The following is a 14876-nucleotide window of genomic DNA, read 5'->3' as shown; positions in this document are numbered from 1 at the left end:
TATGAAGAACAAACTGCTATTCTATGGTATAGGCCTATGTATAGGCCTATACATAGCTGCTGCTATGTTCCCTAGTCGATTAGCAGATATTAATGTAGCCATCCCCGATGGCTACATTCTTTCTATATTCGGCTCAAAATTATATAACGTGCCTATGTATCTATCCATCATGATGGATTTACTAAGTGATACTGATTTAGATAAAGCTACTCGATTATTTTTCTTAAAAAGTATTGCACCTTGTATAGTAACAATCATCTTACTAGCTGTTGTTATGTTCTGGGAGTATATCAATCCTAAACCTAATACACATGGTACGGCTGAATGGGCTGATACAAACTATTTGGAGCAGTTATATTTATTTGAAGATTCGCCTACATCTCCAGTAATTGGTGTATCAGAACCAGAATTTCTAACCACAATCTATAAATGGATCTGTAATTTCGATAAATATAGGGCATTAGAACAAAAACCACCTAAAGAAAAAGTAGAGCGGTTACATAAATTTGTAACATTAATGCGCCAGCTTAATATCAGACGGTTAATGCGTGGGAAAACAGATACACACTATGCTGTAATAGCTCCTACTGGCGCTGGTAAAGGTGTAGGTATCGTTAATGCTACGTTATTAGGTGGCTGGCGTGAATCCTGCCTAGTAACGGATTTAAAAGGCGAATTATGGGATATAACATCTAAATATAGACAGGATGTATTAGGCCAGATGGTAATGAAATTTAACCCTACGGTACTACATCGTCAAAACGTGCGCTGGAACCCTATTTCAGAAATTCGATGGGGTACAGAGCATGAAATGAAGGATGTATCAAACTTAGCAGAAGTATTAGTACCTAGAGGTAAAGGTGAGCCATTCTGGGTAAATTCCGCTAAACGCCTATTATCAGCTGTTATTATTTACTTAAAATACCATGATATGAAACATCCTAGGCCTGTAGAGAAAGAAGGCGATTCTTCATATCATGAAACTAGTTTAAAAGATGTACTAACCTTCTTTGCAGGGGTAGTAGTAGAAGATCCTAATAATATATCTGAAAGTGAAAAAAAACGAATTAAATCGTTCCAAGAATCACTATCTCATATTATTGAACATGAAAAAATGCTGCCTATATCGATACCAATAAAAAATAGTGATGGTACCTATGAAATGCACCATATTGGGCCAGATGAAATAGATTTTATTTCACCTAGAGTCAGTGCTAATAGCATATATCCTAATATTCATCCAACCGTATTAACTACATTCTTAGAATATAAAGATCTAGCGTATAATACCTTTTCTGGTATTGTAACATCTATTACAACGCCATTAGCACCGTATGCAGAACCAATTTTAGCGCATAATACATCTACTTGTGATTTTCATGTTACGGATTTAATTCGATCAGACAAAGCGGCTACATTATATATTGTATTACCGCTAGAAGATCAAACACGGGTAGCCCCGTTATTTAATCTTTTAGTGGATATGATGATGAAAAAAGCTACAGCTGATGGTAATAATGCTAATAAACATAAAATTCTATTGCTCCTTGATGAGTGCGCTAACTTTGGTAAGATTGAATCTTTACAAACCATGATTACCGCTGTGCGGTCATATGGGATTCAATTAATGATGATCTTCCAGGGAAGAAGCGATATAGAACGGGTATATGGTAAAGATAATTCTATTTTAAATAACTGTTCCTATCACATTTATTTAAAACCGCAAGAAATTGCAGATTTAAAATTCTTATCGGAGAGAATCGGTAAAACCACCGTACAAAATATCCAAGATACAAAACGGGGGCTATCCTTCTTTACAGATTCTAGAACATCTATTAATACGGGCCGTGATTTAGTAACACCTACAGAGGTAGGTTTACTAAATAGGCAGATTACCTTTATTAATGGTAAAAAACCGATAAAAACACCATATCATTTATATTTCTATGATCCTATGTTCTTAGAAAGAGAAGGTGCAGCAGCTACATCTTCTAAAATTCCAGATCCATTTACACTATGTATTCAACAATACATGGAAGAATACGGAGATTTATTGATAGAAGAAGCAAAGACAGAACCGATTTCAATTCATTCCCTATTAAATGATGAAGCATTAGCTAAAGTTAAATCGTATGCATTAACGTTAAGAGAAGAAGGGGAACCTATGAATGAAGAGGGCGCAGCCCTCGTATATAAGGTATATGGCATTTCTAAAGTAGATGTAGCTACCTTTGCAAGTCTTCTATTACCACTCATAGAACAGTGGTATAGTGATGAAGATTCCGCTAATTCAGAAGAAGATGAAACATCTGATTCAGATTCTGATGTAACGGATCATAGCGATATGCTAGAATCTTTGATTTTAGATAATTCAGATTTTTTAGACGCAGAATTTAATGATCCTACATCTGATATGGAATATATGGATTTAGGACGATAAGACCAGGAGGTAACGCATGGCAAGACCACAAACAATGGCTAGTTTAGAAGCAAAAGAGGAATTAACACTCAAACAAATTCAAGAATTAGAAGAAAAATTACGTGCTAAAAAAGCGCAACTTAAAAAGGTACAAACACAAACTTTAACCGCTTCTAATAAGAAATTTAAAGAGTACGGCCTTGATTTAAAAAACGCTGCACTAGCTGTAGGTATTGCAGAAACGATTGCAACATTAATTAAAGAAGGTTCTACTTCCATAGAAGAAATAGAAGCTATGGGATCTACTGTTTTACAAAAAGAAAGAGAAGCAGCTGCTATCAATACAGCCACTTCTGCAGAAGAACATGAGTAGAAGCTATGTAAAAACCTTTTTAGGGCCAGATATACTGCCCTACTTTGATGATGATGATACGGTAGAAATTTATACCAATAGAAACAGCCTATGGATTGACTCCTTTAGTAAAGGACGATTAGATACAGGTATCAAAATTGATGATCAAACTATAGAAGGTGTCATTACAGCTGTTGCTGGTGAAGTAAAAATAACGATTAAAAATCGAATTGCTGCTAACTATGAACCGTTAAATTGCCGTTTTCAAGGTCAATTTAGTAAACGCATAACCGATCATCCATCATTTACATTCCGTAAACGTGCCAAAAAACTAATTACACTTGGTATGTATTTAGAACAAAACAGGATTACACAAACGCAATATGATTTTTTGATACAAGCGATGGCAGAACGAAGAAATATTGTAATTGCAGGCGGTACATCTAGCGGCAAAACAACCTTTGCACAAGCTATTTTGCAAGAAATAGCGATTCGCCATCCTAAAGATCGTATTGGCCTATTAGAAGATACCCCAGAAATTAAAGTACAATTTAATGATTTCTTTGATTTCCATACATCAGAAGGCGATCATAACAACCCAGCGTATACAATGGAAGATGCCTTGTTCGATTCCTTACGTATGACTCCCGATCGGTTAGTAGTCGGGGAAGTGCGGGATTCTGCAGCTTATACCGTTATGGATGCCTGGAATACGGGCCATAATGGTGGTATTTTAACCATTCATGCAAATAGTCCTAAATTAGCCCTACGAAGAATCCATGATCTAATTCGCATGAAATATGAGAAGGGCGAATTTAAGTCTATGATAGGCGATTCTGTTGACATTGTTGTTCACATGGCAAAAGTGGGCGATATATCAAGAAAAGTACATTCCATCATATCTGTTAAAGGATATGATGAAATAAAGCAAGATTATATTACAGTAAATGAGTGCGTAGAAGGGTAACAACCCCCTACCGCCAGCCCCCAGTCTTGGGGGCGTTGGTCAAATTCGCCATGCACCGATTATCGATACCGCTTTGCTTGTATCGAAATCGTTACATAGTGAATTTCTAAAGTATTCAGCGTACAGGAGAGGTATATACGATGAAACACATTGAAAACTATATAGTAAATAAAACTACAGCTGCATTTGTTGCATTAATGGCTATGTCTAATACAGCACTAGCTGCTAGTAATGGATTAGGTGGATGGACACTAGCAACAAAATTAAAAGAATTAGGGGATTGGTTCATTTCTGATGTAGCATTACCGATTGGTGTATTAGTAGTTATTGGCCTTGGTATTGCCATTATGAAAGGTAATGCAGGGCAATTTACAGGGCAAGCCATCAAAGTAGTAGCAGGTCTTACTTTAATTGTAGCTGCTGCTTCTATTGCAGCATGGATCATCGGTAAATAATATGCGAAATGAAAATTTAGAAGCTAGAATGCACCGATCATTAACTAAACCTATGACTTGGGGCGGGCTACCACGGAACGTATTTTTATTATTTGTTGTAATATCCATTCTAATTTTTATTTTGTTACGTAATACCATTGGTGTTGCCATTATTATTAATGGTATTGTTTGGTTTGGCTGCAAATATGCAACAACAAAAGATCCACAATTTTTTGATATTCTCTGGAATCATATAAAAAAAGATAAAGGGATGTATAAAGCTGAATAAACTGAGAGAGGAGTTTGTATTATATGGAACTACACAAGCAAAAAAAAGAATCGAATGTATGGATTAAGGACTATGTACCCTGGTTCCATATTGATGAAAATAACATCATATTTAATACAAACGGTAGTTTTCAAATTACCTTTTCCTTCTCTGGTATGGATTTTACGAACGCCACTATTAATGATATAGATATGTTCATTGGTGGCCTTAATAACGCTATTAAAGGCCTTCCAGAAGGATATACCGTATATTTTGAATTACAACGTAATGTAATTCATAAATTCCAGCCGTCCAAATTCAAATCTAGTCTATTATCTTATATTGAATCCAAACGGGAAGAATACTTTAACAAGCAGAATTTCTACGAATCAAAAACGTATTTAACATTACTCTATAAACCATCTACTGATATGTTTGAGCAAATGTTAAAAATGCTAGATCAGTTTGATACTAAAGGCCTAAAAGATATTAAGTCTATGTTTGGTAAGGGTAATGATGAATTTGACGAAAAGCGTACTAAAGCGCTGCAGCAACAGCTATATATGTATGCTTCTGATCTACAGAAAACAGCTTCTCTATTTATGCAAATGTTATCTATGTATATGGATGATATTAAGATACTAAATAAAGAAGAAACCTTAACTTACCTACATTCACAAGTAAGCCCGTATACGCAAAAAATCTCTGGTAATTACAATGATTTTTTAAGCTATTATCTGTGTGATAGCAGCTTCATCGGCGGTGCGGTTCCTACTCTTGGCGATTATTACTTAGGCATTGTATCAATTATTGATTTTCCTAAATTCACATCCCCATTTATTATGGCTTCATTACATAACTTAAAAAGTGAGTTTAGATACGTAACACGATTTATTACATTAACTAGGGAAGAATCCATTAAACACTTAAAGTCTCAAGAAAAAAAATTCGTACAACAGGCCAAAGGTCTAGGTACGATGGTTCTTGATAAATTAAGAGGTACTGAAAGCTATGATATTGATACACAAAGTATCAAGGATGCTAGTGATACCGTTACTTTCTATGAAAACATAGCTTCTGACAATGTGTCTGCAGGGTACTTTACAGGTTCTGTAGTGCTATACAACAAAAATAAACAAACGCTGGAAGAGGATATAGAAAAGGTACTGACATTAATTCATAAACCAGGGTTTATTGCCCGTAAAGAGTATACAAATATTGAAAATGCGTTTTACTCCTCTATTACAGGCTGCTATCAATACAATATCAGATCCTATCTGATGAAAAGTAGTAACTTTATTCATTGTAGCCCTTTATACACTAAATGGATGGGCGATAAAGAAAACGAATTCTTTAAAGAAAAAGGCTATCAATGTACTACCGCATTATATCAAGGGGTTAGTGCTGGTAATGTACCGTTTTACCTCAATCTACATCAAAAAGATATTGGCCATACATTAATAATCGGGCCTAATGGCTCGGGTAAATCTGTATTATTGAACACCATTGAAGCGAATTATTTTAAATACGATAATGCAAAAATATTTGTATTTGATAAGGCAGCTTCTTGTAAAGTGTTATGTAAAGCGATCGGCGGTAATTTCTATAATCTATTAGTTGATACAGATTCCCTTAACTTCCAGCCACTCGCTAACATTGGTTTTGATGGTAACAGATGGAATACAGAAATGCAGTGGGCGTATAACTGGTTATGTGATTTCTTCCAAAAAGATGGCGATAAAATCTCTGAAACACAAAAAACCATCATCAGTGATGCCTTAGAACGTGTTGCCTTATTGCCAAAAGAACAACGAACCATTTCAGCTTTACAAGTCTTAATGAATGATTATGACTTAAAAGAACGATTAACAATCATGACTGAAAAAGGCGTATATGGCAACTTATTCGACAATACAGAGGATAAGTTCGGTACAGGTAATTTCCAGGTATTTGAAATGGAAGAATTAATGGCTAATAAACAAATTATGGCTACTACATTAAGTTATATGTTCCATAAAATTACCATGCAGCTTACGGGTGAATATCCAGCATTAATCGTACTTGATGAATCCTGGCTATTCTTAGATAATCCAATCTTTAAAGAACAAATTAGATCGTTCCTTAAAGATTTGCGTAAAAAAAATGCAGCCGTTGTGATGGCTACACAAAATTTAACAGATTTAAAAGAAGATATGATTAACGTTATCGTAGAAAACGTGCATACCCGTATCTTCTTACCTAACAATGCTGCTACTGCTAAAACTGTAAAACCACTCTATGAAAACTTTGGATTAAATGATGTAGAAATTGATACAATCAGAAGCCTGCAGCCTAAACGGGATTATTTCTATTCTTGCCCTACAGGGCGGGCCATCTTCCGCTTAGATCTGCAACCCATAGAAATTGCTTTCTATGGCGCCACTTCTAAAGATGATCAGCTTAAAGTAGAACAATTAAAGCACTTATCTACATCAGATTTCATTGAAACCTGGATTGAATATAAAGAACGGATTTTTAATAAACCTTTAATGTAGAAAGGAATTAGCCACCTATGAAAGCACCAGATGGTATAGCGTTAATGAATCGATTAAAAGATCTATTGCAAACATCTAAAAAAGCAAAAATAACGGCAGCAGTTGTAACATTCATGATGGTTACTACCTCTGCAAGTGCCTTATATTCTGTACGTGATGTAGCTGTATATAGAAAATTAATCCAACAAATTAATCAATATAAACAGATGATTGAACAAAATAAAGATCTATTAATGATGAAAGGCCTAGAAATTCTAGGCCTAGATAAAAAAATCATTAAACCAATCAATGATGAAGTCGATAAAGCGAACGAAAAACTAAATAAAAAGTTCGATAAATTAAATTCCTTATTGAATGGTAAAAAAGATGGCAAAGAAGTAACAGCAGAAGAAGCCATCAAAACTGAATTTATTGATTTGTCAGATAAAGATGTTGAGGATATAAGCCCAGATTTAGTAGGTAAAGCGATTGAATCTAATAATCATAAATTAGAAGTGCTAAATAAAGAAATCATTGATCAAATGACTACCATTCAAGAAGCACAAGTGCAGCAACAAGCCAGAATGAAAAAATTAATGCAATTAGCCGAACAAAATAAAGGTCTTAAAGGTAGTATTGATATTAATAATGAAATTAAACAGGAACAGTTATTAGCACAACAATATAGTAACCAAATTGACGCTTTAACCGCTAAAAAACAATCATTAAATCAAACAGTAGAGAGAATTAATGAAAGAAATGCAGATAAATTAACAGAAAAAGCATTTCTTGAATTAGATAGCGCACAAAATAAAGCAAAAGCATTTGTTGACTCAAAACAATAGAACAGAAAGGAGTCATATATGATTTTTTACGCTTCCGCAGCTTCCGTAGAAGCTGCAAATGAAGCCCAAAATACTGCCGTATCTATGACAAGTCAAGGTTTTTTAGATAATTTTGCACTTACGATTATTGAAAAATGCTCACAAGCAACAGATCACCTATTACCATATGTATTAGGTCTTATGTCTGTTATCCTTATGTGGAATATCATTACAAATTGGGATTTATATTGGGGTAAACAAGATTATAGTAAATTAATTCCATTGTTAGTTACAGCTACATTTTTTGTAGCTGCAGCCAACTCTTGGCAATGGATATTAGATATGATTTTTAAATTTGGTAACGATATAGGTACTACAGCAAGTAATAATACAACTTATACATTAAGTGGTCATTTTGTAGAATCAGTATCACCATCAACAATCGTTAATGAAGGTATTTATAATGCTATCCTAGTATTAAAAGGTAGCTTATTAGGTGCGAATCCAGAATCTATAGGCCAAGGAGCTACCGCTGCTATAAAATCTAAAGCAATAACTTTGTCATTAAAATCTGCTGCATCCGTATTAAAAGGTGGTATAACAGGACACGTTGTTTTCAGTATAATTCATTCAATCATTACACTGCTATTATTTGGATTCATAGCTATATCCTATTTGTATACTATTCTTGAATTTTTTATTATCGGTACCATCTCAATGGTTTTATTGCCATTTGGTTTATTAGATCGAACCAAGGCGATTGTCGATAAAATTCTTAACTTTTTCTTTATATCTGCAGTTCGTATAGGAATATTTATTTTCTTAATCACAATTATTAATCCAGTACTAAAAGATACATTCGAAAAAGCTAATTTTGTAGATAGTATTTTAGGAATTGATGTATTATCAGCAATGCTATCTTTATTTGCTCTAGCTTTCTTAGCTTTTAAAACACCATCTTTTGCTGCAGCACTGTTTAATGGCGCTGTTAATAGCCCACCAAGCTTAACAGGAATTGGTTCACAAGCTATTCAGATGGCGCTTATGGTAAAAACATTAGCAGCTAGTAAAGCTGCTGCCGCTGCTAATGGAACAAGACAAGGTACAAAAGAAACGGTAAAAGATGGAGTAAAAGGAGCTACAGGTACTGAATCTAATGCTATCAATACATCCCGTAAGGATGCCATTACAGATGTAGAAGGATCTTCTTCTAATAAATCGGGAACCCCTCAATCTACTGCTAATACTACAGAAACTACAAATCATAGTGGAGACGAGACATCTACGGCTACAACTGATCAAACAAAACAAAGTGCTATTAGTGATTCTTCTAACTCAACAGATACAAGTAGTAAAGAATCATCTCCAATAACTACTAGTGAAGATACTCTATCTAGTGAAGATCCAAATTACGCCAAAAGAGAAGTAAGTAACTATTTAGACCAAAGTGAAGGATCTACTAAAGAAAATGAATCTGTAGATACAGATTCAAGTTCAAATTCTTTTAATAGTAATTCTAATAGCCATACAAATGGCCCTATTACTAGAGATATGATAAATAGAGAGATAGAGAAAACGAAAAATGAAGATTCTGCTACTTCTACAGAAACTTCATCTAGTAAAGCGTTACACACAATTAAGGAATTTAAAATACACAATTTAAAATCAAATGAAGATGAGGAGTAACTACACTATGAACAAAGTAACTAAATTAATAGTAATCATAATGTCTCTTATCGCTACCTCTATAATATTTAGCGGATGTGGCACTATAACTGCAGAAGATTTAACAGGAGAATATATTCTAGTAGATCATGGGAAAGAAACAAAGGAAGATGGTAAAAAATATTATTTAATGATTAAAGAAAAAGATACATTCTTTGATAATAAACCTGCTATAGAAATTAGATTTACTAAACAACGATACAATCAAGAGTTGAATAGATACTATTATACAAATTCTGATTTTTATATGGATGCTAAAACATTAAAAGAATTTGATAGACAATTTAGACAGTTCACATTGAATGAAGATAAAACAATCGTTATTGATGATCTACAATACAAAAAAATTTCTAATAATAACGTAAATTTAGCTGATACTAATTATACTGATAACGATATTTATAAAGAGCTTGATGTGCCAAGGGAAGTAATTTACTACTAATAAAATGAAAGGGCAATAAATGAAGATTATATATAAAATTTTGTCCGTTCTAATATTGATTATTCCACTCTTTTTTTCTAATGCTTCCGCAGAAAATTTACCGCATAGTTCCCCAGGTTGGTTTGGTGGCCCCACTAGCTCTCCTTTTGGTTATCGTGTAGATCCTGTAACTGGCGCAGTAGGTGCTTTTCATGAAGGTATTGATATAGAAGTTCCTCTTAATACAAAAGCACCTGCTGTAGCTGATGGTACTGTTACTTTTGCTGGATGGGCTGGTGGCTATGGTAATTATGTAGAAGTAACAATGCCAAATGGCTCTATGTATGCTTATGGCCACTTAAATGCTATTTTTGTAAATGTAGGTGATACTGTAAAAAAAGGTGATGTAATTGCATTATCTGGATCAACAGGTAAATCTACTGGCCCACATATGCATATTGAATATAAAGTAAATGGTCAAGCTATTGATCCATATCACTTTTATACAAGTGCAGGATGGACATTAGAAGGCGCTGTACCATATGAAGAAGGGAATCCAGAAAATGGAAAAAACTATCAAGATGAAGTGATAGATTTTCAATCCTATTTTGAGTTATCCTTTGAAGCTGCCGATACATTTGCTAAAATTTTAGTTGCCATTACAAAAGCAATCAATTTAATTCAAAGTCATATTATAGCTTTACTATTATCCCTAATTACACTCGATTTAATTATTAGATATACCTATTCTATCTTTACAAATAATAAGGAAGGTTTTCTTCAAAGTCTAACTGAACGATTATTTAAATACTCAATTATATTAGCTTTTATTGTTTCATGGGCTATTATTGCAGAATTAATAAAAAACTTTGCATTTGAAGTAGCTGATACAGCCTATGTAGGTAGCTATAATAATGAATATCTTATTGCAGATCCATCTATTTTATTTAAACAAGTTGGTCATTTATACAAAAACTATATTAACAATAGTGTCATGGGAATAGTAACATTTGCTTCTCCAACGATCCAATCCGTGTTGATGAACATACCAGGCATAAGTTTTGTATTTGAACTATACTATTTATTAATTTTATGTCTTTTAACATTAACATTATTATTCGCTGCCTATATTGTTTGTTACATTTCATGGACTATAGTGTTCTTTTACTTAACTATATTCTGTTGTTTAATTGGTTTACCATTTTCAGCCTTTAAGATTACAGAAAAAAAACCTGCCATGATGTATAAATCACTTGGTTTACAATGCTTACATTTAGCTATAATTTCTATCGTTTTTAATATGATGTATACGTATTTTACAAGTTTAGATCAAAATGATATAGGTATTGGTGCCTTAATACTTTGTATGGTCAATATGGGTTGTCTAGCGTTTGTATTCCCATCTATTACAAGTAAAATTAACGGTGCATTTGCTGGAGAGTAAAGTATATGATGAAATTAACATACAAACAACTTTTAAAACTATCACTCTGTACTACTCTTGCTGTAAGTATCATAACTATACCTACTAATTCAGAAGCTCGTTTTAGAGGTGGTAGCGTAGAAGATCATAGTGTAATTAGAACACTAGAAAACGAACTTGAATACATTAAAAATCTTGTGAATATCAAAGCAGATATTACAGCTATGCAGCGTGAATTATCACAAGCATTAGATATAAGATCTTTTATTGATGGTTTAAAGCAAGATTTTGTATCTAAAATCAACGCTACATATCGCCAAGGTATATTTGCTTATGATAACCCTGTAGAGGCCATAGAGGAGCAAATAGGGAATTATAAAGCTGTATTTACACGTGAAGCACTAGCTAAAAGTGAAGAATACAATCAAAAATTAGCAGAAAAAACAGACTTATCTGTATTAGATCGTATTACACAGCTACTGAACCATAGTACAACGATTGTAAATAATGCAATCAAAATAACAGGTACAGTTAATGATACAGGTACTATGGGCGCTTCACAAAAAGAAACAATTTTAGAAGCTACAGAAGCAGAACAAAAAATTGATAGTACATCTATCAAGATTAATAAAACTACGTCTGATTTAGTCAATGAAAATACTAAAAGCGAAAGTCAACGTGGAATACAAAAAGCCGTACCGTATTTTTCTGATCCAGAAGATTCAGATGTTAAGAAAAAACGAAATGAAGAGTTAGAAAAAATGGGTATTCATAACCATAAATTACCGTCCTTTAGTAATGACTAAAACCTTATTTTATGGTATAATGATACAGTATCAAAGGTGATGTTCCTTTCTGGGCGGCATTGGGCTTCGGGCAGGAAACGCAAAACGGAAAACAGGGCTAACGGCTCCACCCCTTAACCCTGTTTTGGTTTACTTGCGTGTTAACAACAAGATAAGCATTAACAAGACAATTAATTCTGTTGTAGTCATTATCATCACCACCTTTACATTAAATAGCTCACTCCAATGCAACAAAAAATAGGTACCTTGTCAGTCCTTTACGGATTGTACAGGGTACCTATTTTTTGTTACTATTTTTGCCTTATAAAAGGTGGTGATGATAATGACGGAATACGTACGCAAGAAAACGAAAACAAAGAATAATCTTAGTATGATATAGCCCTGTTTTGTGTTTTGCGTTGGGGGCAAGCACAGAAAGGAACATCTTATCATATAATAATGTGGCCACCTGGCGTGGCCTTTGCCATCCTTTTTCCATAGAAAAAGAGAAGCATTATAGCTTCTCTTCTTCTGCAGTGTTAAGTTATATTTTATTTCTCATATGGTGCATAAATTATGTTATATAATTCTGTCAAATCCTCTAATAATGGATTATTAGGTATGTTTCCAAGTCCTTGAAATATAAATACCCCTTTCATATATTCAATAAATTGTAATTTATCGTATTCTTCTTTATAAGATCTATATCTAGCTGCAAAACTATGGGCTTCTAATAACATTCCATCAAATCGTAACTTAAAATAATCCTGCTGAATTGGTGAAATAGTTCTTATAAAATCTTCATGTACAAAAATAGTTAGCATAATTTTTACCTCTTTCTCTAAATTCATAAGGCCCTTTGCCTTATCTCTATACTTATTATACCACTCATTGAGTGGTAACGCAATATATTTTTATGTTTTTATATATATTTTTATATAAAATTATATAAGAATATATAAAAAAAGAAGCCTTGCGGCTTCTCTTTTTATTGTTCTATTAAAACACCCTTTTCTGTTTCTGTACAACAACCAGCGCTTAAAGTATCGCCATATCCTTCCCAATCTATATATGGTTCTAATTCTTCTGGGATAGTATAACAATCTCTTATTAATGTTTCTGCATATTCGGCCATTGTATAACCTTGCATTAATGTATATCTTTCATTTTCTACAGCTTCTTTGGCTTCTTCAAAATCACTAGCTACTGAATTATATACCGCTGTAAATAAATCTTCTTTATACTCATCATCTTGTAAATATTCTATATATTCGGCTATCTCTTGAATATCGCTATAGCTACTATATTGATTAATTGGTAAAGATTCTAAATCTGTATAATTTTCTGTATCTGTGATAATGATTTCTTCTGGGTTTCCGATCTTAGCTAGCACTTCTTTCCACTCATCATAATCACAAGGAAACTCAACCCAACAACCTACCATGTTACCTTCGTTTAATTCGCTTAAATTTTCAACGAATACAGAGAAAATAGTGTTTGTTTGCATAATTTTTACCTCTTTCTTTAAATCCATAAGGCCCTTTGCCTTATCTCTATACTTATTATACCACTCAATGAGTGGTAATGCAACATATTTTTATGTTTTTTCGCATATTTTTATATAATTTTATTTACGCAGATCATACTTTTCCCTGTCAATAAAAAATTTATACTCACAGTAATATATCTATGAAAATCAGAGGATTCAACGTAACAAAAAGAAGGAAAATATTAATACGCCACATCTTCAAAACACACGTACCCTGGCTATCTATGAAATTCTATATTCATCGATTCCGATACAAGCGCAGCGGTATTGTCAATCGATGAATATAGAATTTGACTAACGCCCCCAAGACTGGGGGCTGGCGGTAGAGGGTTGAAAAAAAGGGCTAGACATGATGTATCATGTTTAGCCCTTTTTTCTTATTTACTTACTATCATTAATCGTTTTTTTCAGTTCATTAATCGTATCTCTATTAATAGGAAAAGAAAGAATAGGCCTAAATGATAAATCCTTAAACGTAAAGGCTTTTTCTTTCATTTGTACTTTGACATGTTCCTCAGTAAAACCTTTAAAAATAATTACATCTGAATGATTATCTAGTAATTGTTTTACCTCTTTTTCAAATTCTTCACGTTCTTTTGGATCTTGAATTGTATAGTACCAATGATCTTTTATTGCCTGTACTTCTGCTTCCTTAGCTTTTATTTTAGCTTCCTCTTTCACTCTTGCAGCTTCTACATCTTCAATAGTTGAAAAAGTAGCTTTACAATCTGATGTTAAATAGTTTTTATGGCCCCAGAAAATACTACCATCTTTTGCAGTCCGTTTAAACAGTTCTCGACCACACTTAGGACAAACAATTTGATCCTTATTTTCTTCAATCAAATTACTTTGAGTTGCTTCTACATCAATGGTATCAATAATTTCATTTTGATCATCTTTATTATATTGCGGCTTAAAAGTAAATTCTAATACCTTAATAGATCTACCCTCTTTAATTTTATTAATATTTAAATCACGAAAATAAGGAGATAATTCTTTTAAAATCAAAGATAATATCTTAGCTCCTATTTTTTTCATTGTATATGATTCTGGAATATCTAATAATCGTCTAAATTCATCAACACTAACAGTATAAAAACCTGTACTTTTATATTGTTTTAGTAAGCGAAACATATTTTTAGAATACGATGAAGCTAAAGAATTAAATTCTTGTAATTCAAAAATAGTAAAATTCT

At 33.1% G+C, this 14876-nt stretch carries 14 protein-coding genes; 11 read left to right on the top strand and 3 right to left on the bottom strand.

Annotated elements, in window-relative coordinates; all coding sequences use genetic code 11:
* The first annotated feature begins 1 nt into the window (after position 1).
* The 11 genes from ACSV5T_RS09490 to ACSV5T_RS09440 all read left to right on the top strand — a co-directional run bounded on the left by ACSV5T_RS09490 (position 2) and on the right by ACSV5T_RS09440 (position 12152).
* Positions 2 to 2440, top strand: a complete 2439-nt coding sequence (locus ACSV5T_RS09490) for a type IV secretory system conjugative DNA transfer family protein (RefSeq protein ID WP_438320942.1) — start codon at positions 2 to 4, stop codon at positions 2438 to 2440.
* 16 nt (positions 2441 to 2456) lie between these two features.
* Positions 2457 to 2792 carry a hypothetical protein gene (locus ACSV5T_RS09485; protein ID WP_419651248.1) on the top strand — a complete coding sequence of 112 codons (336 nt, stop codon included), beginning with the start codon at positions 2457 to 2459 and terminating at the stop codon, positions 2790 to 2792.
* Positions 2785 to 3738 (top strand): ATPase, T2SS/T4P/T4SS family, encoded by a 954-nt coding sequence (locus tag ACSV5T_RS09480; protein WP_419651249.1) that lies wholly within the window; start codon positions 2785 to 2787, stop codon positions 3736 to 3738. Before ACSV5T_RS09485 ends, ACSV5T_RS09480 begins: the two co-directional genes overlap by 8 nt.
* Positions 3739 to 3878: 140 nt before the next feature.
* Complete coding sequence (locus tag ACSV5T_RS09475; protein ID WP_419651250.1) at positions 3879 to 4193, top strand: TrbC/VirB2 family protein; 315 nt, start codon at positions 3879 to 3881, stop codon at positions 4191 to 4193.
* 1 nt (position 4194) lies between these two features.
* Positions 4195 to 4461 (top strand): VirB3 family type IV secretion system protein, encoded by a 267-nt coding sequence (locus ACSV5T_RS09470; protein WP_316110798.1) that lies wholly within the window; start codon positions 4195 to 4197, stop codon positions 4459 to 4461.
* Between the two features lie 23 nt (positions 4462 to 4484).
* Positions 4485 to 6974, top strand: a complete 2490-nt coding sequence (locus tag ACSV5T_RS09465; protein WP_419651252.1) for a hypothetical protein — start codon at positions 4485 to 4487, stop codon at positions 6972 to 6974.
* A 17-nt stretch (positions 6975 to 6991) separates the two neighbouring features.
* Positions 6992 to 7798, top strand: coding sequence for a hypothetical protein (locus tag ACSV5T_RS09460; protein WP_438320941.1), 807 nt, complete (start codon positions 6992 to 6994; stop codon positions 7796 to 7798).
* Between the two features lie 18 nt (positions 7799 to 7816).
* Positions 7817 to 9463 carry a hypothetical protein gene (locus ACSV5T_RS09455; RefSeq protein WP_438320940.1) on the top strand — a complete coding sequence of 549 codons (1647 nt, stop codon included), beginning with the start codon at positions 7817 to 7819 and terminating at the stop codon, positions 9461 to 9463.
* Between the two features lie 7 nt (positions 9464 to 9470).
* A complete protein-coding gene (locus tag ACSV5T_RS09450) occupies positions 9471 to 9944 on the top strand; it encodes a hypothetical protein (protein ID WP_438320939.1) in 474 nt (157 codons plus the stop codon).
* 19 nt (positions 9945 to 9963) lie between these two features.
* On the top strand, positions 9964 to 11367 hold the full coding sequence (locus ACSV5T_RS09445; RefSeq protein ID WP_438320936.1) for a M23 family metallopeptidase: 1404 nt from the start codon (positions 9964 to 9966) through the stop codon (positions 11365 to 11367).
* 5 nt (positions 11368 to 11372) lie between these two features.
* Entirely contained in the window at positions 11373 to 12152 is a 780-nt protein-coding gene (locus ACSV5T_RS09440) for a hypothetical protein (RefSeq protein ID WP_438320935.1), read from the top strand.
* 530 nt (positions 12153 to 12682) lie between these two features.
* Here the strand turns inward: ACSV5T_RS09440 and ACSV5T_RS09435 are convergent.
* The 3 genes from ACSV5T_RS09435 to ACSV5T_RS09425 form a co-directional block, all read right to left on the bottom strand.
* Positions 12683 to 12982 carry a hypothetical protein gene (locus ACSV5T_RS09435; protein WP_285418044.1) on the bottom strand — a complete coding sequence of 100 codons (300 nt, stop codon included), beginning with the start codon at positions 12980 to 12982 and terminating at the stop codon, positions 12683 to 12685.
* A 137-nt stretch (positions 12983 to 13119) separates the two neighbouring features.
* Positions 13120 to 13665, bottom strand: coding sequence for an antirestriction protein ArdA (locus tag ACSV5T_RS09430; protein ID WP_285418046.1), 546 nt, complete (start codon positions 13663 to 13665; stop codon positions 13120 to 13122).
* A 396-nt stretch (positions 13666 to 14061) separates the two neighbouring features.
* Positions 14062 to 14876 (bottom strand): replication initiation protein (locus tag ACSV5T_RS09425; RefSeq protein ID WP_438320933.1); only part of this gene is annotated, 815 nt, incomplete at its 5' end.

Source organism: Veillonella sp. ZSJB6 (genome assembly GCF_051549505.1).
In the GTDB taxonomy this organism is placed as follows: domain Bacteria; phylum Bacillota; class Negativicutes; order Veillonellales; family Veillonellaceae; genus Veillonella.
The sequence above is the reverse complement of the archived record's forward strand: the minus strand, read 5'-3'. Positions and strand labels throughout refer to the sequence as shown.

What these genes read in the sequence shown, in the direction of transcription:
- ACSV5T_RS09490 (WP_438320942.1), top strand. Translation starts at nt 2, where the DNA reads ATGAAGAACAAACTGCTATTCTATGGTATAGGCCTATGTATAGGCCTA.
- ACSV5T_RS09485 (WP_419651248.1), top strand. Translation starts at nt 2,457, where the DNA reads ATGGCAAGACCACAAACAATGGCTAGTTTAGAAGCAAAAGAGGAATTA.
- ACSV5T_RS09480 (WP_419651249.1), top strand. Translation starts at nt 2,785, where the DNA reads ATGAGTAGAAGCTATGTAAAAACCTTTTTAGGGCCAGATATACTGCCC.
- ACSV5T_RS09475 (WP_419651250.1), top strand. Translation starts at nt 3,879, where the DNA reads ATGAAACACATTGAAAACTATATAGTAAATAAAACTACAGCTGCATTT.
- ACSV5T_RS09470 (WP_316110798.1), top strand. Translation starts at nt 4,195, where the DNA reads ATGCGAAATGAAAATTTAGAAGCTAGAATGCACCGATCATTAACTAAA.
- ACSV5T_RS09465 (WP_419651252.1), top strand. Translation starts at nt 4,485, where the DNA reads ATGGAACTACACAAGCAAAAAAAAGAATCGAATGTATGGATTAAGGAC.
- ACSV5T_RS09460 (WP_438320941.1), top strand. Translation starts at nt 6,992, where the DNA reads ATGAAAGCACCAGATGGTATAGCGTTAATGAATCGATTAAAAGATCTA.
- ACSV5T_RS09455 (WP_438320940.1), top strand. Translation starts at nt 7,817, where the DNA reads ATGATTTTTTACGCTTCCGCAGCTTCCGTAGAAGCTGCAAATGAAGCC.
- ACSV5T_RS09450 (WP_438320939.1), top strand. Translation starts at nt 9,471, where the DNA reads ATGAACAAAGTAACTAAATTAATAGTAATCATAATGTCTCTTATCGCT.
- ACSV5T_RS09445 (WP_438320936.1), top strand. Translation starts at nt 9,964, where the DNA reads ATGAAGATTATATATAAAATTTTGTCCGTTCTAATATTGATTATTCCA.
- ACSV5T_RS09440 (WP_438320935.1), top strand. Translation starts at nt 11,373, where the DNA reads ATGATGAAATTAACATACAAACAACTTTTAAAACTATCACTCTGTACT.
- ACSV5T_RS09435 (WP_285418044.1), bottom strand. Translation starts at nt 12,982, where the DNA reads ATGAATTTAGAGAAAGAGGTAAAAATTATGCTAACTATTTTTGTACAT.
- ACSV5T_RS09430 (WP_285418046.1), bottom strand. Translation starts at nt 13,665, where the DNA reads ATGGATTTAAAGAAAGAGGTAAAAATTATGCAAACAAACACTATTTTC.